A 21335-nucleotide genomic window follows, 5' to 3' on the forward strand; every position below is an offset into this window, starting at 1 on the left:
CCCGCTGCCGCTGCTCACGCCTGGCCGATTTCCGGTGGCATATCCTGAGCTGATGCAGGCCCGGCGGTTAACGCCGTGAGTGGCAGTCTGCTGGTTGATCTCAGGGACATGTTGTCCACCGGTAAATTCAGGAACTCAGCATAAAATTTTTCTTTTTTTACCGTTAGCGTTTATTGATTTAAATTTAAACATTTTCAACAGTAAGGTGAATAACGACAAAAAGATGGTGACGGGCGCGGGTTAGAATTTTTCCGGAAGCGAGGCGATACTTTGCAAATAACCGCCGCGGGCAAAGGCAATATAACCGCCTTTCTTTAAGGCTGACAAGACATTGAGAATACTGCTGCGCGACAGATGGGTCCGGTCCTGAATATATTCCAGAATAGACACGCGCTGCCGGGTCTCTTCGGTTAAGAGCATCATTTCCAGCAGATGGTTACGGATCACCGAATAGGTTCGCTGCTGCAGGACCAGATCGTCACGATATACCATATACGAGGTATGATAAGCCAGCAGGCTGGTGACTTCTTCCCACAGGTTGTGCTGACGGAATAGCGCCGACGCCAGGTCATAATCGATACGCAGCAGTTCGGAAGAGACCTCCGCCCGCAGACTATGGCTGCGGCTGGGCTGCAGCATTTCCGCCACGCCGAACAGATGCGGCTCATAGACGGTCACCATCAATAGCTTGTCGGAATTACGAATAATCGACAGCTCGCCTTTTTTAAAAATAAAGAGTTGGGTCTTACCTTTATATTCCCACGTTAGTCTTTTTCTGGCGATCGCGTTAACGGGCGTCGCGTGTGGCTCAAGCACATCGATCAGTCGGTCAATGGCCTTTTGCGGCCTGATCGGCGGTTTAATATTCATGATGTTTATCACCAGATATGAATTAATCAATTGAGGCTATTATAGTCAACAATTTTGCCGGCCGGGTGATAAGGAAAAAATGCCTCTTTTCGATTTTTCTGCTGCTGACTGGTAACAAAAAATAAAAAGCCGGCGGAGAGCCGCCGGCAGAGAGAGTAAACATCGTCAGGCGATTATTTGCCTTTGTTTTCCAGATTTTCAACCTGCGGTAAACCCGTCGCTGAGGAGGCGCTCAGCAGGCCAGACTGCGCGTAGCCGAACAGCTTCTCGCGGGTATCGGTGATATCCAGATTACGCATGGTCAGCTGGCCGATACGGTCTTCAGCGGTAAACATGGAATCGCCTTTTTCCATGGTCAGGCGCTCTGCTTTATAAGTCAGGTTGTCTGATACCGTATTGAGGATCGAGTAGTCATTGCCGCGACGCAGCTCAAGGGTGACTTCGCCGGTGATCTGGCTGGCGACCCAGCGCTGCAGCGAATCACGCAGCATCAGCGCCTGGGAATCGAACCAGCGCCCCTGATACAGCAGACGGCCCAGCTGGCGACCGTGAGCGTGATACTGCTCGATAGTATCTTCGTTATGAATACCGGTCAGCAGACGCTCGTAGGCGATATGCAGCAGCGCCATCCCCGGGGCTTCATAAATGCCGCGGCTTTTCGCTTCGATAATGCGGTTTTCGATCTGGTCGCTCATGCCCAGGCCGTGACGACCGCCGATGCGGTTGGCTTCCAGCATCATTTCAACGTCATCGGCGAAGGTTTTGCCATTCAGCGCCACCGGGTGGCCCTGCTCAAAGCGTACAGTGACTTCTTCCGCAGGGATCTTCACGTTTTCGTCCCAGAACTTCACGCCCATAATCGGGTTGACGATCTTGACGCTGGAATTCAGAAACTCCAGATCTTTCGCTTCGTGGGTAGCGCCGAGCATGTTGGAGTCGGTGGAATAGGCTTTCTCGACCGACATCTTGTAGTCAAAGCCGCAGGCGATCATAAATTCGGACATTTCGTGACGGCCGCCGAGTTCATTGATGAAATCGCTGTCCAGCCACGGTTTGTAGATCTGCAGTTCAGCGTTGGTCAGCAGGCCGTAGCGATAGAAACGTTCGATATCGTTGCCTTTATAGGTGCTGCCATCGCCCCAGATGTTAACGCCGTCTTCTTTCATTGCCGCTACCAGCATGGTGCCGGTGACCGCGCGGCCCAGCGGCGTGGTGTTGAAATAGGTCAACCCGCCAGTGGTGTTATGGAAAGCGCCACACTGAATCGCGGCGATCCCTTCTGCGACCAGCTGTTTGCGGCAGTCGATCAGACGGGCACCTTCGGCGCCGTACTCTTTCGCGCGGCGCGGAATAGCATCGTAGTCGTCTTCGTCCGGTTGACCCAGGTTAGCGGTATATGCATAAGGCACGGCGCCTTTTTTGCGCATCCATAACAGCGCGGCGCTGGTATCCAGTCCACCAGAGAAAGCGATACCAATACGTTGACCAACCGGGAGATGCTTGAGAATCGTCGTCATAAAATAAAACCCTGCTCGATAGACTGTGGTGAGTTCGACCCAACAACCTTAACTGCATTTTTATGCATTAATTGTGAGTATTCATTTAACCATCTTTTACTGGCGACAGGAAGGGCTTCATCATCTTTTTGTTAAAAAAGCCTGAAATACCAGCACAAACGGCAATCGGGGGCGCTAAAATGCATGTTGACAAAATATACTAGTTGCCGTTACAATTCATCCCGATTTTATGTCCCGTCTTCGGTACCAAATCCCAGCAGTATTTGCGTCTTTTGCTCAAAAAGAGTAAAATATGCCACGTTTCAGGCGCGGGGTGGAGCAGCCTGGTAGCTCGTCGGGCTCATAACCCGAAGGTCGTCGGTTCAAATCCGGCCCCCGCAACCACTTTCCCATTAAGTACTTTTTCAAATATACTGTGAGGACTAGGTGTCCTTCGTAGCCGAATTTGAAAGAATTCTTGCGGAAGGTGTTCCAGATCGCCATGGCGATCTCAGGGTTCAGTTATCTAAAGCCCCGATTTATCGGGGTTTTTTGTTATCTGACTTCAGAATAACTGGGCTATACGCCCTTTTTTTATGTCTTGGGGGTGGGTTTGTCCACATTAGAGCAAAAATTGACAGAGATGCTCACTGCGCCGGTTGAAGCGCTTGGCTTTGAGCTGGTCGGCATCGAATTTATTCGCGGTCGCACATCCACACTGCGCATCTATATTGATAGTGAAGATGGCATCAACGTTGATGATTGTGCTGATGTGAGCCACCAGGTAAGCGCCGTCATGGATGTCGAAGACCCGATCACTGTCGCTTACAACCTGGAAGTCTCTTCGCCTGGTCTCGACCGTCCGATGTTCACCGCCGAACACTATCAACGTTTCACTGGCGAAGAAGTTGCGCTGGTGCTGCGCATGGCGGTTCAGAACCGTCGCAAATGGCAGGGCATTATCAAAGCGGTAGACGGTGAAATGATCACGGTAACCGTCGAAGGCAAAGATGAAGTGTTCGCGCTGAGTAACATCCAGAAGGCGAACCTGGTTCCCCACTTTTAACAGTCTGGATTGAGGTGAAAGGCCCCGATGAACAAAGAAATTTTGGCTGTTGTTGAAGCCGTTTCCAACGAAAAAGCGCTGCCGCGTGAGAAAATTTTCGAAGCGCTGGAAAGCGCGCTGGCAACGGCCACCAAGAAAAAATACGAACAAGAGATCGACGTTCGCGTTGAAATCGACCGTAAGAGCGGCGATTTCGACACTTTCCGTCGCTGGCTGGTTGTAGAAGAAGTGACCCAGCCGACGCGCGAGATCACGCTGGAAGCCGCGCGTTTCGAAGATGAAAGCATGAACGTCGGTGACTACGTCGAAGATCAGATTGAGTCTGTCACTTTCGACCGCATCACCACCCAGACCGCTAAACAGGTTATCGTGCAGAAAGTTCGCGAAGCCGAGCGCGCAATGGTGGTCGATCAGTTCCGCGAGCACGAAGGTGAGATCATCACCGGCGTGGTGAAAAAAGTGAACCGCGACAACATCACTCTGGATCTGGGCAACAACGCTGAAGCCGTGATCCTGCGTGAAGATATGCTGCCGCGTGAGAACTTCCGCCCGGGCGACCGCATTCGCGGCGTACTGTACGCAGTCCGTCCGGAAGCGCGTGGCGCCCAGCTGTTCGTGACCCGTTCCAAACCTGAGATGCTGATCGAACTGTTCCGCATCGAAGTGCCGGAAATCGGTGAAGAAGTGCTGGAAATCAAAGCGGCGGCTCGCGATCCGGGATCTCGTGCCAAAATCGCGGTGAAAACCAACGACAAGCGTATCGACCCGGTTGGCGCTTGCGTCGGTATGCGCGGCGCGCGCGTGCAGGCGGTTTCAACTGAGCTGGGCGGCGAGCGTATCGATATCGTCCTCTGGGATGATAACCCGGCGCAGTTCGTGATTAACGCTATGGCGCCGGCAGACGTCGCGTCCATCGTGGTGGATGAAGATAAACACACCATGGATATCGCGGTAGAAGCGGGCAACCTGGCGCAGGCGATTGGCCGTAACGGTCAGAACGTCCGCCTGGCCTCGCAGCTTAGCGGCTGGGAACTCAACGTGATGACCGTTGACGATCTGCAGGCTAAGCACCAGGCGGAAGCGCATGCCGCTATCGATACCTTCACCAAATATCTCGATATTGATGAAGATTTCGCGACAGTGCTGGTTGAAGAAGGCTTCTCCTCGCTGGAAGAGCTGGCCTATGTGCCGATGAAAGAACTGCTGGAAATCGACGGTCTGGATGAAGCCACCGTTGAAGCACTTCGTGAGCGTGCGAAAAACGCACTGACTACGCTGGCGCTGGCTCAGGAAGAAAGCTTGGGAGATAACAAACCTGCCGATGATCTGTTGAATCTCGAAGGTCTGGATCGTGCCCTGGCATTCAAACTGGCTGCCCGTGGTGTTTGTACGCTGGAAGATCTCGCCGAGCAGGGCGTTGATGACCTGGCTGATATCGAAGGGATGACCGACGAGAAAGCTGGCGAGCTCATCATGGCCGCTCGCAACATTTGTTGGTTCGGCGACGAAGCGTAATAAACTGTAGCAGGAAGGAACAGCATGACAGATGTGACTATTAAAGCGCTGGCCTCAGAGATTCAGACCTCTGTGGATCGCCTGATACAGCAATTTGCTGACGCAGGCATCCGCAAAACGGCTGATGATTCTGTGACCTCGCAAGAGAAACAAACTTTGTTGACGCACCTGAACCGTGAGCATGGTTCGGCGCCAGACAAGCTGACGTTACAGCGTAAGACGCGCAGTACGTTGAATATTCCAGGTACCGGTGGAAAGAGTAAATCGGTACAAATCGAAGTCCGCAAGAAACGCACCTTTGTGAAACGCGATCCGCAAGAGGCTGAACGCCTGGCCGCGGAAGAGCAGGCGCAGCGTGAAGCGGAAGAGCAGGCCCGTCGTGAAGCTGAAGAAGCAGCGAAACGCGAGGCGCAATTAAAAGCTGAACGTGAGGCCGCAGAACAAGCTAAACGTGAAGTCGCTGATAAAGCGAAACGTGAAGCTGCGGAAAAAGACAAAGTGAGCAATCAACATACCGACGAAATGACCAAAACCGCCCAGGCTGAAAAGATCCGTCGCGAGAACGAAGCCGCGGAACTGAAGCGCAAATCGGAAGAAGAAGCACGCCGCAAACTTGAAGAAGAAGCGCGCCGTGTAGCGGAAGAAGCACGCCGTATGGCAGAAGAAAACGAAAAAAATTGGTCTGAAACTTCAGACAGCCCGGAAGACACCAGCGACTATCACGTCACCACGTCACAGCATGCTCGTCAGGCTGAAGATGATAACGATCGTGAAGTCGAAGGCGGTCGCGGCCGCAGCCGCAGCAGCAAAGCGGCGCGTCCGGCGAAGAAAGGCAACAAACACGCTGAATCGAAAGCCGATCGTGAAGAAGCCCGTGCGGCCGTTCGCGGCGGTAAAGGCGGTAAGCACCGTAAGGGTTCTGCTCTGCAGCAGGGCTTCCAGAAGCCGGCGCAGGCCGTTAACCGTGACGTGGTGATCGGCGAAACCATCACCGTTGGCGAACTGGCTAACAAGATGGCGGTGAAAGGTTCTCAGGTCATCAAAGCGATGATGAAGCTGGGCGCCATGGCGACCATCAACCAGGTCATCGACCAGGAAACCGCACAGCTGGTTGCCGAAGAGATGGGCCACAAAGTTATCCTGCGTCGTGAAAACGAGCTGGAAGAAGCGGTAATGAGCGACCGTGACACCGGCGCGGCGGCTGAACCGCGCGCACCGGTTGTGACCATCATGGGTCACGTTGACCACGGTAAAACCTCGCTGCTGGACTATATTCGTTCTACTAAGGTTGCCTCCGGCGAAGCGGGTGGTATTACCCAGCACATCGGTGCTTACCATGTAGAAACCGACAACGGCATGATCACCTTCCTGGATACCCCGGGCCACGCCGCGTTTACCTCCATGCGTGCTCGTGGTGCGCAGGCGACGGATATCGTGGTTCTGGTGGTGGCGGCAGACGACGGCGTGATGCCGCAGACTATCGAAGCTATCCAGCACGCCAAAGCGGCGCAGGTGCCGGTGGTAGTTGCGGTGAACAAGATCGATAAGCCTGAAGCCGATCCGGACCGCGTGAAGAATGAACTGTCCCAGTACGGCATCCTGCCGGAAGAGTGGGGCGGCGAGAGCCAGTTCGTCCACGTCTCCGCGAAAGCCGGTACCGGTATCGACGACCTGCTGGACGCGATCCTGCTGCAGGCTGAAGTCCTCGAGCTGAAAGCGGTCCGTAACGGGATGGCGAGCGGCGCAGTGATCGAATCCTTCCTTGATAAAGGTCGTGGTCCGGTTGCTACCGTTCTGGTTCGCGAAGGTACTCTGCACAAGGGTGATATCGTTCTGTGCGGCTTCGAATACGGCCGTGTGCGTGCGATGCGTGACGAACTGGGTCGCGAAGTGCTGGAAGCGGGTCCGTCCATTCCGGTGGAAATCCTCGGCCTGTCCGGTGTGCCGGCTGCCGGTGACGAAGTGACCGTGGTTCGTGACGAGAAAAAAGCGCGTGAAGTGGCGCTGTATCGTCAGGGCAAATTCCGTGAAGTTAAGCTGGCGCGTCAGCAGAAATCTAAACTGGAAAACATGTTCGCTAACATGACCGAAGGCGAAGTTCACGAAGTGAACATCGTGCTGAAAGCGGACGTACAGGGTTCTGTCGAAGCGATTTCCGATTCCTTACTGAAACTGTCTACCGACGAAGTGAAAGTGAAGATCATCGGTTCCGGCGTAGGTGGTATCACCGAAACCGACGCCACCCTGGCTGCAGCATCCAACGCGATTCTGGTTGGCTTCAACGTTCGTGCCGATGCCTCTGCGCGTAAAGTTATCGAAGCGGAAAGCCTGGATCTGCGCTACTACTCCGTCATCTATAACCTGATCGACGAAGTGAAAGCGGCGATGAGCGGTATGCTGTCTCCGGAACTGAAACAGCAGATCATCGGTCTGGCTGAAGTGCGCGATGTCTTTAAATCGCCGAAATTCGGCGCCATCGCGGGCTGTATGGTTACCGAAGGGACCATCAAACGTCACAACCCAATCCGCGTGCTGCGTGACAACGTGGTTATCTATGAAGGCGAGCTGGAATCCCTGCGCCGCTTCAAAGATGACGTTAACGAAGTCCGTAACGGCATGGAATGTGGTATCGGTGTGAAGAACTACAACGACGTTCGCGTTGGCGATATGATCGAAGTGTTCGAAATCATCGAAATCCAGCGTAGCATCGATTAATCATCGGATGGCTAAGCCGCCGGGGAAGCGAAGCGCCACCCGGCAATCATTTTAAAAAGGGGCTTTAGGCCCCTTTTTTGTCTTTATTCTGGAGAATTTATTATGGCGAAAGAATTTGGTCGCCCGCAGCGCGTGGCCCAGGAGATGCAAAAAGAGATTGCGATTATCCTGCAGCGTGAAATCAAAGACCCGCGTCTGGGCATGATGACCACCGTTTCCGGTGTGGAAATGTCCCGTGACCTGGCCTACGCCAAGGTGTATGTCACCTTCCTCAACGACAAAGATGAAGCCGCGGTGAAAGCGGGCATCAAAGCGCTGCAGGAAGCCTCTGGCTTTATCCGCTCTCTGCTGGGGAAAGCGATGCGCCTGCGCATCGTGCCGGAGCTGACCTTCTTCTACGACAACTCACTGGTGGAAGGGATGCGCATGTCCAACCTGGTCACCAGCGTGGTGAAACACGACGATGAGCGTCGTGTGAACCCGGACGACAGCAAGGAGGACTGATGAGTCGTCCTCGTCGTCGCGGCCGCGACGTGCACGGCGTATTGCTGCTGGATAAGCCTCAGGGCGCCTCCAGCAACGATGTGCTGCAGAAAGTAAAGCGTATATATAACGCCAACCGCGCCGGACACACCGGCGCGCTGGATCCGCTGGCGACCGGCATGCTGCCGATCTGCCTTGGCGAAGCGACCAAGTTTTCCCAATACCTGCTGGATTCCGATAAGCGCTACCGCGTGATCGCCAAACTTGGCCAGCGCACCGATACCTCCGATGCCGACGGTCAGGTGGTGGAAGAGCGCCCGCTGACCTTTAGCGACGAACAGCTGGCGGCGGCGCTGGACAGCTTCCGCGGCGAGACGCAGCAGGTGCCGTCGATGTACTCGGCGCTGAAATATCAGGGCAAGAAGCTGTACGAGTATGCCCGTCAGGGGATTGACGTCCCGCGGGAATCCCGGCCGATTACCGTCTATGAGCTGCTGTTTATCCGCCACGAAGGCGATGTGCTGGAGCTGGAGATCCACTGCTCGAAAGGCACCTACATCCGGACGATTATCGATGATTTAGGTGAGAAGCTCGGCTGCGGCGCGCACGTGATTTTCCTGCGTCGCCTGGCGGTGAGCAAATACCCGGTTGAGCGGATGGTAACCCTCGAGCAGCTGCAGGCGCTGGTCGATCAGGCGGCGGCGCAGGATATTCCTGCCGCGCAGTTGCTCGATCCGCTGCTGATGCCGATGGACAGCCCGGCCTCGGACTATCCGCTGGTGACCATCCCGGAGACCTCCGCGGTCTACTTTAAAAACGGCAACCCGGTACGTCAGTCAGGCGCGCCGCTTAACGGGCTGGTGCGGGTGATGGAAAGCGAATCCGGCAAGTTTCTCGGCATGGGCGAAATTGACGATGAAGGCCGCGTGGCGCCGCGTCGTCTGGTGGTGGAATACCCGGCGTAAGCGCTTTTCTTGCGATAAAAGCCTGCTACGAGTAGAATATCGCCGCTTAACGTCCGCTAAAGTGTTTTAACATTTTCGGGCGTTGCATCAGGGGTCGCTGAATTAGAGATCGGCACCCTTTCTTTCTTTTAATTTCTGGAGTTCTAAAATGTCTCTAAGCGTTGAAGCTAAAGCAAAAATCGTTTCTGAGTTTGGTCGTGGCGAAAACGACAGCGGTTCTACCGAAGTTCAGGTTGCACTGCTGACTGCACAGATCAACCACCTGCAGGGCCACTTTGCAGAGCACAAAAAAGATCACCACAGCCGTCGTGGTCTGCTGCGCATGGTTTCTCAGCGCCGTAAACTGCTCGACTACCTGAAACGTAAAGATGTTGCACGTTACTCCGCGCTGATCGAGCGTCTGGGTCTGCGTCGCTAATTCTGCGAGTTTCAGAAAAAGGGGCCTGACGGCCCCTTTTTTCGACCGGGCGGCAGCAATTCATTCAAAACTCATGTATTGTTGCTAGTAATGATCTTCATGCAGAGGTTCGCGCGGCTAATGAGAGGCTTCATCCGCAGGGGCGGGTAAAGGTTGTCATTAGTCGCGAGGATGCAGAGGATCGGGTCAATAGACGCTATGTCGTGGATATGGCGTGATTTATAGATAAAAAGGATAGAATTTTGCTTAATCCGATCGTTCGTAAATTCCAGTACGGCCAGCATACCGTGACCCTGGAAACCGGCATGATGGCGCGCCAGGCAACGGCCGCTGTGATGGTTAGCATGGATGACACTGCGGTATTCGTGACCGTTGTGGGCCAGAAAAAAGCGAAGCCAGGCCAGGACTTTTTCCCGCTGACGGTTAACTACCAGGAGCGCACCTACGCTGCCGGTAAAATCCCGGGTGGTTTCTTCCGTCGTGAAGGCCGCCCAAGCGAAGGCGAAACCCTGATTGCGCGTCTGATTGACCGCCCGGTTCGCCCGCTGTTCCCGGAAGGCTTCGTTAACGAAGTACAGGTTATCGCCACCGTTGTTTCCGTTAACCCGCAGGTTAACCCGGATATCGTCGCGATGATCGGCGCTTCCGCAGCGCTGTCCCTGTCTGGTATTCCGTTCAATGGCCCAATCGGCGCCGCGCGCGTGGGTTACATCAACGACCAGTACGTACTGAACCCAACCCAGGAAGAGCTGAAGTCCAGCAAACTGGATCTGGTGGTTGCCGGTACCGAAGCGGCCGTACTGATGGTGGAATCCGAAGCGGAACTGCTGAGCGAAGACCAGATGCTGGGCGCGGTGGTCTTTGGCCACGAGCAGCAGCAGATTGTTATCCAGAACATCAACGACCTGGTGAAAGAAGCCGGTAAACCACGTTGGGACTGGCAGCCGGAAGCCGTCAACGAAGCGCTGAACGCGCGCGTTGCTGCGCTGGCTGAATCCCGCCTGAGCGATGCTTACCGTATCACCGACAAACAAGAGCGTTACGCTCAGGTTGATGTGATCAAATCTGAAACCATCGCTACGCTGGTTGCAGAAGATGAAACCCTGGACGCTAACGAACTGGGTGAAATCCTGCACGCTATCGAGAAAAACGTGGTTCGTAGCCGCGTGCTGGCCGGTGAGCCGCGTATCGATGGTCGCGAAAAAGATATGATCCGTGGTCTGGACGTTCGTACCGGCGTTCTGCCGCGTACTCACGGTTCCGCACTGTTCACCCGTGGCGAAACGCAGGCGCTGGTTACCGCGACGCTGGGTACCGCACGCGATGCGCAGAACATCGATGAACTGATGGGCGAGCGTACCGACTCCTTCCTGTTCCACTACAACTTCCCTCCGTACTCCGTAGGTGAAACTGGCATGGTGGGGTCTCCGAAGCGTCGTGAAATCGGTCACGGTCGTCTGGCTAAGCGCGGCGTTCTGGCCGTGATGCCGACTATCGAAGAATTCCCGTACACCGTACGCGTGGTGTCTGAAATCACCGAATCTAACGGCTCTTCTTCCATGGCTTCCGTCTGCGGTGCCTCTCTGGCGCTGATGGACGCTGGTGTGCCGGTGAAAGCCGCCGTGGCGGGTATCGCCATGGGCCTGGTGAAAGAAGGCGACAACTTCGTCGTGCTGTCTGACATCCTCGGTGACGAAGACCACCTTGGCGATATGGACTTCAAAGTAGCGGGCTCCCGCGACGGTATCTCTGCGCTGCAGATGGATATCAAAATTGAAGGTATCACCAAAGAAATTATGCAGGTTGCATTGAACCAGGCTAAAGGTGCGCGTCTGCACATCCTGGGCGTGATGGAGCAGGCGATTAACGCGCCGCGCGGCGATATCTCTGAATTCGCACCGCGTATCCATACCATCAAGATCAACCCGGACAAGATCAAAGACGTTATCGGTAAAGGCGGTTCTGTTATCCGTGCCCTGACCGAAGAGACCGGTACCACCATCGAAATCGAAGATGACGGTACTGTGAAGATCGCAGCGACTGACGGCGACAAAGCACAGCATGCTATCCGTCGTATCGAAGAGATCACCGCTGAGATCGAAGTTGGCCGTATCTACAATGGTAAAGTGACCCGTATCGTTGACTTTGGCGCGTTCGTTGCCATCGGCGGCGGTAAAGAAGGTCTGGTTCACATCTCGCAGATCGCTGACAAGCGCGTTGAGAAAGTGACTGACTACCTGCAGATGGGTCAGGAAGTGCCGGTTAAGGTTCTGGAAGTTGACCGCCAGGGCCGTGTCCGTCTGAGCATCAAAGAAGCAACTGAACAGACTCCGTCTGCCGCAGCGCCGGAAGTTCCGGCTGCCGAGCAGGGCGAGTAAGGTTGCCGTTAGCCCTCCGCTTTTGCGGAGGGCGTTTTACGGGCAGGACGCCTCGTTTGCAGCCGGGGAACAGGACGTTCATCCAATCGTTGTCTTCGGGAGTGGGAAATGAAGCCTTTTTTGCGCTGGTGTTTCGTGGCGACAGCTCTCACGCTGGCAGGATGCAGTAGCACCGCCTGGCGTAAGGACGCCGTCCTCGCAGTACCATTGCAACCGACTTTACAGCAAGAAGTGATTCTGGCACGTATGGAACAAATTCTTGCCAGTCGGGCTTTATCCGATGACGAACGCGCACAGCTTTTATATGAGCGCGGAGTGTTGTATGATAGTCTCGGTCTGAGGGCATTAGCGCGAAATGATTTTTCACAAGCGCTGGCAATCCGACCCGATATGCCTGAAGTATTCAATTACTTAGGTATTTACTTAACGCAGGCAGGCAATTTTGATGCTGCCTATGAAGCGTTTGATTCTGTACTTGAGCTTGATCCAACTTACAACTACGCGCACTTGAACCGCGGTATCGCCCTGTATTACGGCGGCCGGGCTAAGTTAGCGCAAGATGATCTGCTGGCGTTTTATCAAGACGATCCCAATGATCCTTTCCGTAGCCTGTGGCTTTATATCGCCGAGCGTAAACTCGACGAGAAGCGGGCGCTTGAAGCACTCAGAGAGCGCTTAGACAAGTCGGACAAAGAGCAATGGGGATGGAACATTGTCGAGTTCTACCTTGGCGACATTAGCGAAAAAGAGCTGATGACTCGTCTGAAGGCAGACGCAACGGATAACACCTCGCTCGCTGAGCATCTCAGTGAAACCAACTTCTATTTAGGTAAGTACTACCTAAGTCTGGGGGACAAGGACAGCGCTACGGCACTGTTCAAACTGGCGGTCGCCAACAACGTACATAACTACGTTGAGCACCGATACGCATTGTTGGAATTATCGCTCTTGGGCCAGGAGCAAGATGACCTGGCAGAATCGGACCAGCAATAGCTGACGAACACATCAGCCCATAGTTTTTTGCTTGCCATCACCTTCGCGGGTGAGGGCGTTGTTGTTCGTTAATACACCTACTTTGAGCCGGTTCACACTTTTCAATGAAAATTACCGTAAATTTTCACGATGAGTTATGTAGACTGGCCGCCATTAATTTTGAGGCACACGTACTACATGGCTGAATTCGAAACCACTTTTGCAGATCTGGGCCTGAAGGCTCCTATCCTTGAAGCGCTTAACGATCTGGGTTACGAAAAACCATCTCCGATCCAGGCTGAGTGCATTCCGCATCTGCTGGACGGCCGCGACGTTCTGGGTATGGCCCAGACCGGTAGCGGTAAAACCGCAGCGTTTTCTTTACCGCTGCTGAACAACATCGATCCTGAGCTGAGAGCACCACAGATCCTGGTGCTGGCGCCGACCCGCGAGCTGGCGGTACAGGTTGCTGAAGCAATGACGGAATTCTCTAAACATATGCGCGGCGTAAACGTGGTTGCCCTGTACGGCGGCCAGCGTTATGACGTGCAGCTGCGCGCCCTGCGTCAGGGTCCGCAGATCGTTGTCGGTACCCCGGGTCGTCTGCTGGACCACCTGAAGCGCGGCACCCTGGACCTCTCTAAACTGAGCGGTCTGGTACTGGATGAAGCAGATGAAATGCTGCGCATGGGCTTTATCGAAGACGTAGAAACCATTATGGCGCAGATCCCGGAAGGGCATCAGACCGCGCTGTTCTCCGCCACCATGCCGGAAGCGATCCGTCGCATTACCCGCCGCTTTATGAAAGAGCCGCAGGAAGTGCGTATTCAGTCCAGCGTGACCACTCGTCCGGACATCAGCCAGAGCTACTGGACTGCCTACGGTATGCGTAAAAACGAAGCGCTGGTGCGTTTCCTGGAAGCGGAAGATTTTGATGCGGCGATTATCTTCGTCCGTACCAAAAACGCGACCCTGGAAGTGGCTGAAGCGCTGGAGCGTAACGGCTACAACAGCGCGGCGCTGAACGGCGACATGAACCAGGCGCTGCGTGAGCAGACCCTGGAGCGTCTGAAAGACGGTCGTCTGGATATCCTGATTGCGACTGACGTGGCAGCCCGTGGTCTGGACGTTGAACGTATCAGCCTGGTGGTGAACTACGACATCCCGATGGATTCTGAATCCTACGTTCACCGTATCGGTCGTACCGGTCGTGCGGGCCGCGCGGGCCGCGCGTTGCTGTTCGTTGAGAACCGTGAACGTCGTCTGCTGCGCAACATCGAACGTACGATGAAGCTGACCATCCCGGAAGTGGAGCTGCCGAACGCAGAGCTGCTGAGCAAACGTCGTCTGGAAAAATTCGCCGCGAAAGTCCAGCAGCAGCTGGAAAGCAGCGATCTGGACCAGTACCGTGCGCTGCTGGCGAAAATCCAGCCGACGGCGGAAGGCGAAGAGCTGGACGTGGAAACGCTGGCTGCCGCGCTGCTGAAAATGGCCCAGGGCGAACGCTCGCTGATCGTGCCGCCGGATGCGCCGATGCGTCCGCGTCGTGAGTTCCGTGACCGTGACGATCGCTTCGAGCGTCGTGGCGACCGCAACGATCGCGCTCCGCGTGGCGATCGCGAAGATCGTCCGAAGCGTGAGCGTCGTGACGTAGGCGATATGGAACTGTATCGCATTGAAGTGGGTCGCGATGACGGTGTTGAAGTGCGTCATATCGTTGGCGCGATCGCTAATGAAGGCGATATCAGCAGCCGCTACATCGGTAACATCAAGCTGTTCGCTTCTCACTCCACCATCGAACTGCCGAAAGGGATGCCGGGCGAAGTGCTGCAGCACTTTACTCGTACCCGCATCCTGAACAAGCCGATGAACATGCAGCTGCTGGGCGATGCGCAGCCGCGCACCGAACGTCGTGGCGGTGGTGAACGTCGTGAAGGTGGTCGTAGCTTCGGCGGTGAGCGTCGTGAAGGCGGTCGTGGCTTCGGTGGCGAGCGTCGTGAAGGTGGTCGTGGTGATGGTCGTCGTTTCAGCGGCGAACGTCGTGAAGGCCGTGCGCCGCGTCGTGACGATGCATCCGCGCCGCGCCGCGATGACTCTGCCGGTCGCCGTCGCTTCGGTGGCGATGCATAATTAACGCAGCCCGCTAGCGTAAACTAAATAATACAGCCCCGATCGTCATGATTGGGGCTTTTTTTATTTCTTTTGTACTCGTGTACTGGTACAGTGCGTCACACCCATCGTGGGAAAGTATTTTTGACTGGAGATTTCGGTAAATGGCGACACTAACCACTACGGCAACCCGTCCGTCCCTGTTTGGCGGCGTGGTGATCATCGGCGGCACGATTATCGGCGCGGGTATGTTCTCGCTGCCGGTGGTGATGTCCGGCGCGTGGTTTTTCTGGTCGCTGGCGGCGCTGGTTTTCACCTGGTTCTGCATGCTGCACTCCGGTCTGATGATCCTCGAGGCCAACCTTAACTACCGGATCGGCTCCAGCTTCGACACCATTACCAAAGATCTGCTCGGCAAGGGCTGGAACCTGGTCAACGGCGTGTCGATCGCCTTTGTGCTGTATATCCTGACCTACGCCTATATTTCAGCCAGCGGCTCGATACTACATCATACGTTTAGCGAGATGTCGCTGAACGTGCCGGCGCGGGCGGCGGGTTTTGGCTTTGCGCTGCTGGTGGCATTTATCGTCTGGATGAGCACCAGGGCGGTGAGCCGCATGACGGCTATTGTGCTCGGCGCCAAGGTGATCACTTTCTTCCTGACCTTTGGCAGTCTGCTGGGGCACGTCGAGCCGACGACGCTGTTTAACGTTGCGGAAAAGAACGCCTCCTATGCGCCATATCTGCTAATGACGCTGCCGTTCTGCCTGGCCTCGTTTGGCTACCACGGCAATGTGCCGAGCCTGATGAAATACTACGGCAAAGATCCACGCACCATTATCCGCTGCTTAACCTACGGTACGCTGCTGGCGCTGGGTCTGTACGTGGTCTGGCTGCTGGTGACGATGGGCAATATCCCGCGTCCGCAGTTTATCGACATCGCGCAGAAGGGCGGCAACATTGATGTGCTGGTGCAGGCCCTGAGCGGGGTGCTGAACAGCCGGAGCCTGGATCTGCTGCTGGTGGTGTTCTCTAACTTTGCCGTCGCCAGCTCGTTCCTTGGCGTCACGCTGGGGCTGTTCGACTACCTGGCGGATCTGTTTGGCTTTGACGACAGCGCGCTGGGGCGCTTTAAAACTGCGCTGCTGACCTTTATTCCGCCGATGATGGGCGGGCTGGTGAAACCCGATGGCTTCCTCTACGCCATCGGCTATGCCGGCCTGGCGGCGACGATCTGGGCGGCGATTGTACCGGCGCTGCTGGCTCGCGCCTCGCGTAAACGCTTCGGCAGCCCACAGTTCCGCGTATGGGGCGGAACACCGATGATTGTGCTGATCCTACTGTTTGGCCTTGGCAATGCGGTTGTACACATTCTGTCGAGCGTTAATCTGCTGCCGGTTTACCAGTAATTTTAATCTACCTGAGCCAGAATTACCGATCTGGCTCAATATATATTCCCCAGCATTCTCTTATTATCAGGTAAGGTCATTTTAAATAAGGGGATGTTTATATGCCTGAGCAAGACATCACTTTGCGTAAACTGGAAATTTTCCTTGGATATATGGAAACCATGAATATTTCTAAGGCAGCAGAGAATATGAAAATATCTCCGGTCAGTGTACACCGCGCCATTCATTCTCTGGAAGATAATCTACGCTGTGCTCTGTTTACGCATAATGGCCGAAATTTACAACCATGTCCCGCGGCCTGGGTGATGCAAAAGCATGCCAAAGAAGTGATGGATGCCATGGAACGCTGTGTTTACATGACGCGAGAAGCTTCAGGATATCACTCTCCGGCATTACGCTTAGGTCTGCTCTATTCACTGGTGCTGAAAACGGCGCCGCAGATTGTTCAGGGGTTGAAAAATCGTCGCCCGGAACTTTCTATAGAATTTATTATGAATTCTAATAAGGTTTTATTAGAAGCTTTAAATGCAGGAAGTATTGATGCAGCATTAATTTCAACGCCCGATGAATATAATTCTCATTTATTTGAAACCTGGACGATATTTTCTGATTCCATTTATTTAGCGGTTCCCGTACAGGATGCGGATACTCTATCAGTACCCGTTGACCTCTCCCTGCTACAGAGTAAAAAGTTTATCGCCCTGAGTGAGGGGTTCGCCACCTGGAGAGGTTTCCAGCAAGCGTTTCGTATCGCTGGATTTGAACCTGACATTGCGCTTCGGGTGCATGATATTTTTTCGTTAATGAGCATGGTGAATGCCGGAGTGGGTTACACGCTTATTCCCGGGCGCATGCGTGGGCTTTTTCGTAGCGGTATACGCCTGTTGCCTTTGCAGGAGACCTTTCGTATGGAGCAGGAGATATCGCTTGTTTTTCCCCGTAGCCAGGAAAATCATCCAGGACTGCTATCTCTTCTCGCAGAATGCCGTATGTATGCCAGGCAGCTTATGCTGGAGAATAACGATGTAGAGAAAGCCCCATGATTTCCTGGGTAATCCGCTGATAAACCTGGGCTTCGCCGTACATGGCGACGGCGAGCCACCGGGGGGTGCTGACTAAGGCAATTTTCATGCGGATATGATCATCGCTGATAGTATTCGTTAACGCGTGGGTCAGCGCCTGGCGGCGGAGTGAGCATAAGGTGAAAATGGCCGATTCCTGCCTGGTGATGATTTGATTCTTCAACGCACAGCCGATGACGGAGCGCTGAAGTTTGTTTCGCAGTTCGTCAGGAGTGCCGCTGATAAACGCAAAGCCGATTCGGTGTTCGGGTTTATCGGCCAGTAGCTTTTGCCGAAAAATCTCCTCTTCCTCCTGCGTGCACAGTGAGGCCTGCATCGCAATTTGCCCGGGCTTCATACGTTGAAATGAATCCATAAGTCTCCCTGGCGCCTGTTGCATAAAACAACAGGCGCATGCGGTTAAAAGAACGGGGATAAAGAGAGATAGAGCGCAGAGGGTGCCAGCAGACAGCCCAGGCCGGTATAGAAGGTGGCTGTCATTGCGCCATAAGGGACAAGTTTCGGGTCAGTCGCCGCCAGCCCTGCCGCCACGCCGCTGGTGGAACCCATTAGCCCGCCGTAGACAATGGCTGCAGCGGGAGAGTTCAGTCCGGCGGGTTTGGCCACCAGCGGCGTAACAATCATGATGGCGATAGATTTAATCACTCCGGCAGCGATACTGAGCGCGATAACATCCGAGCTTGCGCCAAGCGCCGCGCCGGTAACCGGGCCGACAATAAAGGTCACTGCGCCGCCGCCGATAGTCGCCATGCTGACCGCATCGGTATAGCCGAAGGCCCAGGCAACAATCGCTCCCAGGTAGAAGGAGAGCACGGTAGAGACGACCAGCGCCAGCGCGCCCGCGAGGCCCGCTTTTTTCAGCTCCTCAAGCTTCACGCCAAAGGCGGTGGCGATAATGGCAAAATCACGGAACATGCCGCCGCCCATCAGCGCAATACCGCTAAAAAGCGTGATGTCGGAAAGCCCTTTTTTGCCGCCGGTGAGTTCGCCGCCTAGCCAGGCCAGCAGCAGACCCGCGGCAATGGCGATCGCCGAACTGTGAATTTTACCGCGAAAGACGTGGGTTGAAAGCCAGGCCGCAACCCAGCAGACAATACCAACCACCACAAAAGCGGTGACCAGGGCATTGCTGGTGAAGTTACTGGTAAGAATCTTTGTGAATTGTTCCATTCTTTATACTCTCCACCGGTTAGTCTGCTGAACGTGCCATCGTGCTTTTGTTGCCGATTTTGCTCAGTGGTTTAATCAGCAGAAAACCAATCACCACTGCGCCAAGGCCGGCAATAAGCGCCACCGGGCCTCCTTTGAGCGCGGCCACAACGTTCTGGTTCGCGGACATGGCGACAACAATAGGGATATACATCGCGTTCCAGAATCCAACCCCCTGTTCGGCAGGTTTAGACAACAGCCCCTTATCCGTCAGCTTCTGGGAAATAACGACTAAAAACAGCATGGCAAAGCCGACGCCGCCGATATTGGCGGAAATTCCAAGCAGCAAGCCCAAAAGATCGCCGACAATTAACCCGGCGAACATGCATAATCCCATTAACATCAATCCGTAAATAATCATGATGTTTCTCTTTCTATAACCACACTAAAAGCATAAGAGGCTACCCGAACCGGGAAATGACAATAAAGTAAGACAAGGGCTTTTAGCACAGTCTGTTTTTATGATGCGGACAGTCAACAGTCAATTTATACGTACACACCCTGCCTGTCATATCAGCGAAATGTTTATCGCTGATATGACTCAGGCATAATGGTTATATCACAAAGGAATGCCGCACTATTTATTTAGTATTAAAAACGTGACGGTCTACTCAGCGGCAATTTCAAATAAGACCATGCCTGGGTTTACGCGATCGCCTGCGTTCACCGCCAGTAACTTTAATACGCCAGCCTCCGGCGAGGCGACAGGCATTTTCATTTTCATGGCTTCCAGGATCACAACCGGCTGGCCTTTTTCAATTTTGTCGCCCACTGCAGCTTTAACTTCATCGACCACACCCGGTACTTTTGATTTAACTTCAGACATATTAATTTCCTTTAATATATTTCATTGAAAGATGTTTTATTAACCCGGCGACATCATGTCGCGTCATTAATTCGACATCGGTCTCACCTTTAGCCAGCAGGGTCAGACTCCCGCTAAACCATTCCTGGATATTGATAGAAAAACCGTTGGGTAAATTAATTTCCCCATCAATACGCACTGAATATTGCTGAGCAATATCAGTCAGAAATGAGTAACAATCGCTTAACGCCATTTCGTGCCAGGGCGTAATGCGGATATCTAAATCGGAGCGACTGTCCGTCCATAGCCAGGGCGTCGCCATCTCAAGCGCCACCGACCCCCACACGCCGAGCCCGGTTTCCGGCCCGCGCCAGGCCTGGCGCAGGGCGTTAAAGGCACGTGTCGCGCTGGTACGGCTGACGGCAGGCAGGGTGGCCGTTTGCTCCGGCGTTGACACGCGCGTGACGGCCTGTAATGAAGCCACCGTCGCCAGCCGTAAACGCTGCCCTTGCCAGCGCTGCGGAAAGCAAAATCCCAGGGAAATACTCACTTCATCACGAATGCCTCTGCGCACAATGCCGGGGAGATATCCGGAGAGCAGATAGTCCCGCGCCTCTTCCCGCCATGAGGCGGGGAGGGCGCTAAACGCGCCGTTCAACTGCCTCGCAATCAGCCGCAGCTCAGCGCTGTCCAGCCAGCACAGAGTATGGCGTTGCAAGGCACTCATCGCTGCTTGCTCCATGCCGGATCGTTTTTCGCCTGTTGCTGAAGATCTCGCTGCGCCGCCAGCAGGGCGTCAAACTGCGCGGTGGCCTGCGGACCGATAATATCGACCGGCGCGGTTTTTGCCGCTTCCTCCCCTGGAACCGTAACGGGGTAAAGGCGGATATGGGTGGCGCTGGCCTGGGTTTGTAACTGCGCGCTGACCCGGCAAACACGCCCCTTGATACGTAAAATCGTCCGTGCCGTCCGCTCGATAATTTCCCGGTGATTGGCGGTAGTCGCCATCACCACCATGTCATATTCCGGCGTGGTGCGCTGACGCTTCCAGGTCTGGATTTTGCCCTGCGCATTACACAGATGGCCGTTGGTCGCCACGGGAAAGCTGTCGCCGGTCGGCAGGCCGCCAACGATAACTTCCCGCCAGTCACCGCCCTGCGGCGCGGCGACCAGCGAAATATCTTCCCGCAGCGGAAGGCCGTCCAGGATCAGCCAGCCGAATTCCTGGCAACCGTAGACATCATGCAGTCCATAACCCAGCGAAGCACACAGCGGAACCAGCGCTTCATCAAGGGGCGTGCCTGCGGTAATCAGCGTCAGCGTTTTGGGTAAATACGCCTGCAGATTCATCTTTAGCGCCTGTTCGAGCGTGGCGCGTAAAAATGAGGACTCTCCCACCACCACATCCGGCTGCTGGCGACACAGGGCAATCAGCAGCGCGTCCCGGCAGGAGCGGGATAAAAAAGACCAGTGCAGACCGCTCTCGTCCAGCGCCTGACGCGTGAACACATTCACCAGCGGCGCGTAGGTCACCACCATATGCTGCCCTGCGGTTACGCCGCATTCCGCCAGCACACGCCTACCCGCCGCGATACGCAACGGCAGTTCGTTCTGCGTTACGCCGACGATGTTTTGAAATGCGCTGCTGCCGGTGGTAAAGGTAACCAGCGCCAGATTCAACGGCGTATGGATCTCCTCGATAACGTGAGCCGCCGTGGGGCCAGCGATGCCTTTATCGCTCAGCGTGCGGCGCGGCATCTCCGTCAGCGTGGGGATACCCTGCTGGGCGTCAACCAGCCATTCGAGTGTGGCGATGGGATCGTTCATAGCGCGAACTCCAGAA

At 54.8% G+C, this 21335-nt stretch carries 20 protein-coding genes and 1 tRNA gene; 13 read left to right on the forward strand and 8 right to left on the reverse strand.

Annotation, left to right across the window (positions count from 1 at the left end; genetic code table 11):
• Positions 1–240: 240 nt before the first annotated feature.
• Both ABLV76_RS08855 and argG read right to left on the reverse strand, forming a co-directional pair.
• A complete protein-coding gene (locus tag ABLV76_RS08855; protein WP_004206175.1) occupies positions 241–870 on the reverse strand; it encodes a winged helix-turn-helix transcriptional regulator in 630 nt (209 codons plus the stop codon).
• Positions 871–1043: 173 nt separating this feature from the next.
• Complete coding sequence (argG, locus tag ABLV76_RS08860) at positions 1044–2387, reverse strand: argininosuccinate synthase (RefSeq protein ID WP_004144895.1); 1344 nt, start codon at positions 2385–2387, stop codon at positions 1044–1046.
• Positions 2388–2694: 307 nt separating this feature from the next.
• On the opposite strand from argG, the gene ABLV76_RS08865 reads away from it, so the two are divergent.
• The 13 genes from ABLV76_RS08865 (at position 2695) to ABLV76_RS08925 (ending at position 17439) form a co-directional block, all read left to right on the forward strand.
• Positions 2695–2771 (forward strand) — tRNA-Met (locus tag ABLV76_RS08865).
• Positions 2772–2979: 208 nt separating this feature from the next.
• A complete protein-coding gene (rimP, locus tag ABLV76_RS08870) occupies positions 2980–3432 on the forward strand; it encodes a ribosome maturation factor RimP (RefSeq protein WP_002918364.1) in 453 nt (150 codons plus the stop codon).
• A gap of 27 nt (positions 3433–3459) precedes the next feature.
• Complete coding sequence (gene nusA, locus ABLV76_RS08875; RefSeq protein WP_002918252.1) at positions 3460–4947, forward strand: transcription termination factor NusA; 1488 nt, start codon at positions 3460–3462, stop codon at positions 4945–4947.
• A gap of 24 nt (positions 4948–4971) precedes the next feature.
• On the forward strand, positions 4972–7662 hold the full coding sequence (infB, locus tag ABLV76_RS08880) for a translation initiation factor IF-2 (protein WP_004206173.1): 2691 nt from the start codon (positions 4972–4974) through the stop codon (positions 7660–7662).
• 102 nt (positions 7663–7764) lie between these two features.
• Positions 7765–8166, forward strand: a complete 402-nt coding sequence (gene rbfA, locus ABLV76_RS08885; RefSeq protein WP_002918248.1) for a 30S ribosome-binding factor RbfA — start codon at positions 7765–7767, stop codon at positions 8164–8166.
• Entirely contained in the window at positions 8166–9110 is a 945-nt protein-coding gene (gene truB / locus ABLV76_RS08890; RefSeq protein ID WP_043520985.1) for a tRNA pseudouridine(55) synthase TruB, read from the forward strand. The genes rbfA and truB overlap by 1 nt, the downstream gene beginning before the upstream one ends.
• 148 nt (positions 9111–9258) lie before the next feature.
• Positions 9259–9528 carry a 30S ribosomal protein S15 gene (rpsO, locus tag ABLV76_RS08895; RefSeq protein WP_002918244.1) on the forward strand — a complete coding sequence of 90 codons (270 nt, stop codon included), beginning with the start codon at positions 9259–9261 and terminating at the stop codon, positions 9526–9528.
• A 242-nt stretch (positions 9529–9770) separates the two neighbouring features.
• Positions 9771–11906: a polyribonucleotide nucleotidyltransferase gene (gene pnp, locus ABLV76_RS08900; protein WP_004206170.1), complete on the forward strand. Its 2136-nt coding sequence runs from the start codon at positions 9771–9773 to the stop codon at positions 11904–11906.
• 108 nt (positions 11907–12014) lie between these two features.
• Complete coding sequence (nlpI, locus tag ABLV76_RS08905; RefSeq protein WP_004206169.1) at positions 12015–12899, forward strand: lipoprotein NlpI; 885 nt, start codon at positions 12015–12017, stop codon at positions 12897–12899.
• A gap of 104 nt (positions 12900–13003) precedes the next feature.
• A complete protein-coding gene (gene yrbN, locus ABLV76_RS08910; RefSeq protein WP_085903200.1) occupies positions 13004–13084 on the forward strand; it encodes a protein YrbN in 81 nt (26 codons plus the stop codon).
• Complete coding sequence (gene deaD / locus ABLV76_RS08915) at positions 13077–15008, forward strand: ATP-dependent RNA helicase DeaD (RefSeq protein WP_004206168.1); 1932 nt, start codon at positions 13077–13079, stop codon at positions 15006–15008. Before yrbN ends, deaD begins: the two co-directional genes overlap by 8 nt.
• Before the next feature lie 143 nt (positions 15009–15151).
• A complete protein-coding gene (mtr, locus tag ABLV76_RS08920; RefSeq protein ID WP_004206167.1) occupies positions 15152–16396 on the forward strand; it encodes a tryptophan permease in 1245 nt (414 codons plus the stop codon).
• Positions 16397–16497: 101 nt separating this feature from the next.
• The gene (locus tag ABLV76_RS08925) at positions 16498–17439 is read left to right on the forward strand and encodes a LysR family transcriptional regulator (protein WP_348878280.1); all 942 of its coding nucleotides are present in this window, start codon (positions 16498–16500) and stop codon (positions 17437–17439) included.
• Here the strand turns inward: ABLV76_RS08925 and ABLV76_RS08930 are convergent.
• From ABLV76_RS08930 to ABLV76_RS08955, 6 genes are all read right to left on the reverse strand, one after another.
• Positions 17402–17833 carry a HutP family protein gene (locus ABLV76_RS08930; RefSeq protein ID WP_348878281.1) on the reverse strand — a complete coding sequence of 144 codons (432 nt, stop codon included), beginning with the start codon at positions 17831–17833 and terminating at the stop codon, positions 17402–17404. The two genes, ABLV76_RS08925 and ABLV76_RS08930, sit on opposite strands and share 38 nt — an antisense overlap.
• A gap of 44 nt (positions 17834–17877) precedes the next feature.
• Positions 17878–18648, reverse strand: coding sequence for a malonate transporter subunit MadM (madM, locus tag ABLV76_RS08935; RefSeq protein WP_017899909.1), 771 nt, complete (start codon positions 18646–18648; stop codon positions 17878–17880).
• A gap of 19 nt (positions 18649–18667) precedes the next feature.
• Positions 18668–19048, reverse strand: a complete 381-nt coding sequence (madL, locus tag ABLV76_RS08940; RefSeq protein WP_025999210.1) for a malonate transporter subunit MadL — start codon at positions 19046–19048, stop codon at positions 18668–18670.
• Between the two features lie 246 nt (positions 19049–19294).
• The gene (locus tag ABLV76_RS08945; protein WP_064187868.1) at positions 19295–19513 is read right to left on the reverse strand and encodes an acetyl-CoA carboxylase biotin carboxyl carrier protein subunit; all 219 of its coding nucleotides are present in this window, start codon (positions 19511–19513) and stop codon (positions 19295–19297) included.
• Between the two features lies 1 nt (position 19514).
• Positions 19515–20219, reverse strand: coding sequence for a malonate decarboxylase holo-[acyl-carrier-protein] synthase (mdcG, locus tag ABLV76_RS08950; protein WP_048325840.1), 705 nt, complete (start codon positions 20217–20219; stop codon positions 19515–19517).
• On the reverse strand, positions 20216–21319 hold the full coding sequence (locus ABLV76_RS08955; RefSeq protein WP_048325837.1) for a hypothetical protein: 1104 nt from the start codon (positions 21317–21319) through the stop codon (positions 20216–20218). Before ABLV76_RS08955 ends, mdcG begins: the two co-directional genes overlap by 4 nt.
• Positions 21320–21335 lie beyond the last annotated feature (16 nt).

The organism is Klebsiella sp. GB_Kp047 (assembly GCF_040065235.1).
Lineage (GTDB): Bacteria > Pseudomonadota > Gammaproteobacteria > Enterobacterales > Enterobacteriaceae > Klebsiella > Klebsiella quasipneumoniae.

Coding starts and splice junctions, on each gene's coding strand:
- ABLV76_RS08855 (WP_004206175.1), bottom strand. CDS start 870: ATGAATATTAAACCGCCGATCAGGCCGCAAAAGGCCATTGACCGACTG.
- argG (WP_004144895.1), bottom strand. CDS start 2,387: ATGACGACGATTCTCAAGCATCTCCCGGTTGGTCAACGTATTGGTATC.
- nusA (WP_002918252.1), top strand. CDS start 3,460: ATGAACAAAGAAATTTTGGCTGTTGTTGAAGCCGTTTCCAACGAAAAA.
- infB (WP_004206173.1), top strand. CDS start 4,972: ATGACAGATGTGACTATTAAAGCGCTGGCCTCAGAGATTCAGACCTCT.
- rbfA (WP_002918248.1), top strand. CDS start 7,765: ATGGCGAAAGAATTTGGTCGCCCGCAGCGCGTGGCCCAGGAGATGCAA.
- truB (WP_043520985.1), top strand. CDS start 8,166: ATGAGTCGTCCTCGTCGTCGCGGCCGCGACGTGCACGGCGTATTGCTG.
- rpsO (WP_002918244.1), top strand. CDS start 9,259: ATGTCTCTAAGCGTTGAAGCTAAAGCAAAAATCGTTTCTGAGTTTGGT.
- nlpI (WP_004206169.1), top strand. CDS start 12,015: ATGAAGCCTTTTTTGCGCTGGTGTTTCGTGGCGACAGCTCTCACGCTG.
- yrbN (WP_085903200.1), top strand. CDS start 13,004: ATGAAAATTACCGTAAATTTTCACGATGAGTTATGTAGACTGGCCGCC.
- deaD (WP_004206168.1), top strand. CDS start 13,077: ATGGCTGAATTCGAAACCACTTTTGCAGATCTGGGCCTGAAGGCTCCT.
- mtr (WP_004206167.1), top strand. CDS start 15,152: ATGGCGACACTAACCACTACGGCAACCCGTCCGTCCCTGTTTGGCGGC.
- ABLV76_RS08925 (WP_348878280.1), top strand. CDS start 16,498: ATGCCTGAGCAAGACATCACTTTGCGTAAACTGGAAATTTTCCTTGGA.
- ABLV76_RS08930 (WP_348878281.1), bottom strand. CDS start 17,833: ATGGATTCATTTCAACGTATGAAGCCCGGGCAAATTGCGATGCAGGCC.
- madM (WP_017899909.1), bottom strand. CDS start 18,648: ATGGAACAATTCACAAAGATTCTTACCAGTAACTTCACCAGCAATGCC.
- madL (WP_025999210.1), bottom strand. CDS start 19,048: ATGATTATTTACGGATTGATGTTAATGGGATTATGCATGTTCGCCGGG.
- ABLV76_RS08945 (WP_064187868.1), bottom strand. CDS start 19,513: ATGTCTGAAGTTAAATCAAAAGTACCGGGTGTGGTCGATGAAGTTAAA.
- mdcG (WP_048325840.1), bottom strand. CDS start 20,219: ATGAGTGCCTTGCAACGCCATACTCTGTGCTGGCTGGACAGCGCTGAG.
- ABLV76_RS08955 (WP_048325837.1), bottom strand. CDS start 21,319: ATGAACGATCCCATCGCCACACTCGAATGGCTGGTTGACGCCCAGCAG.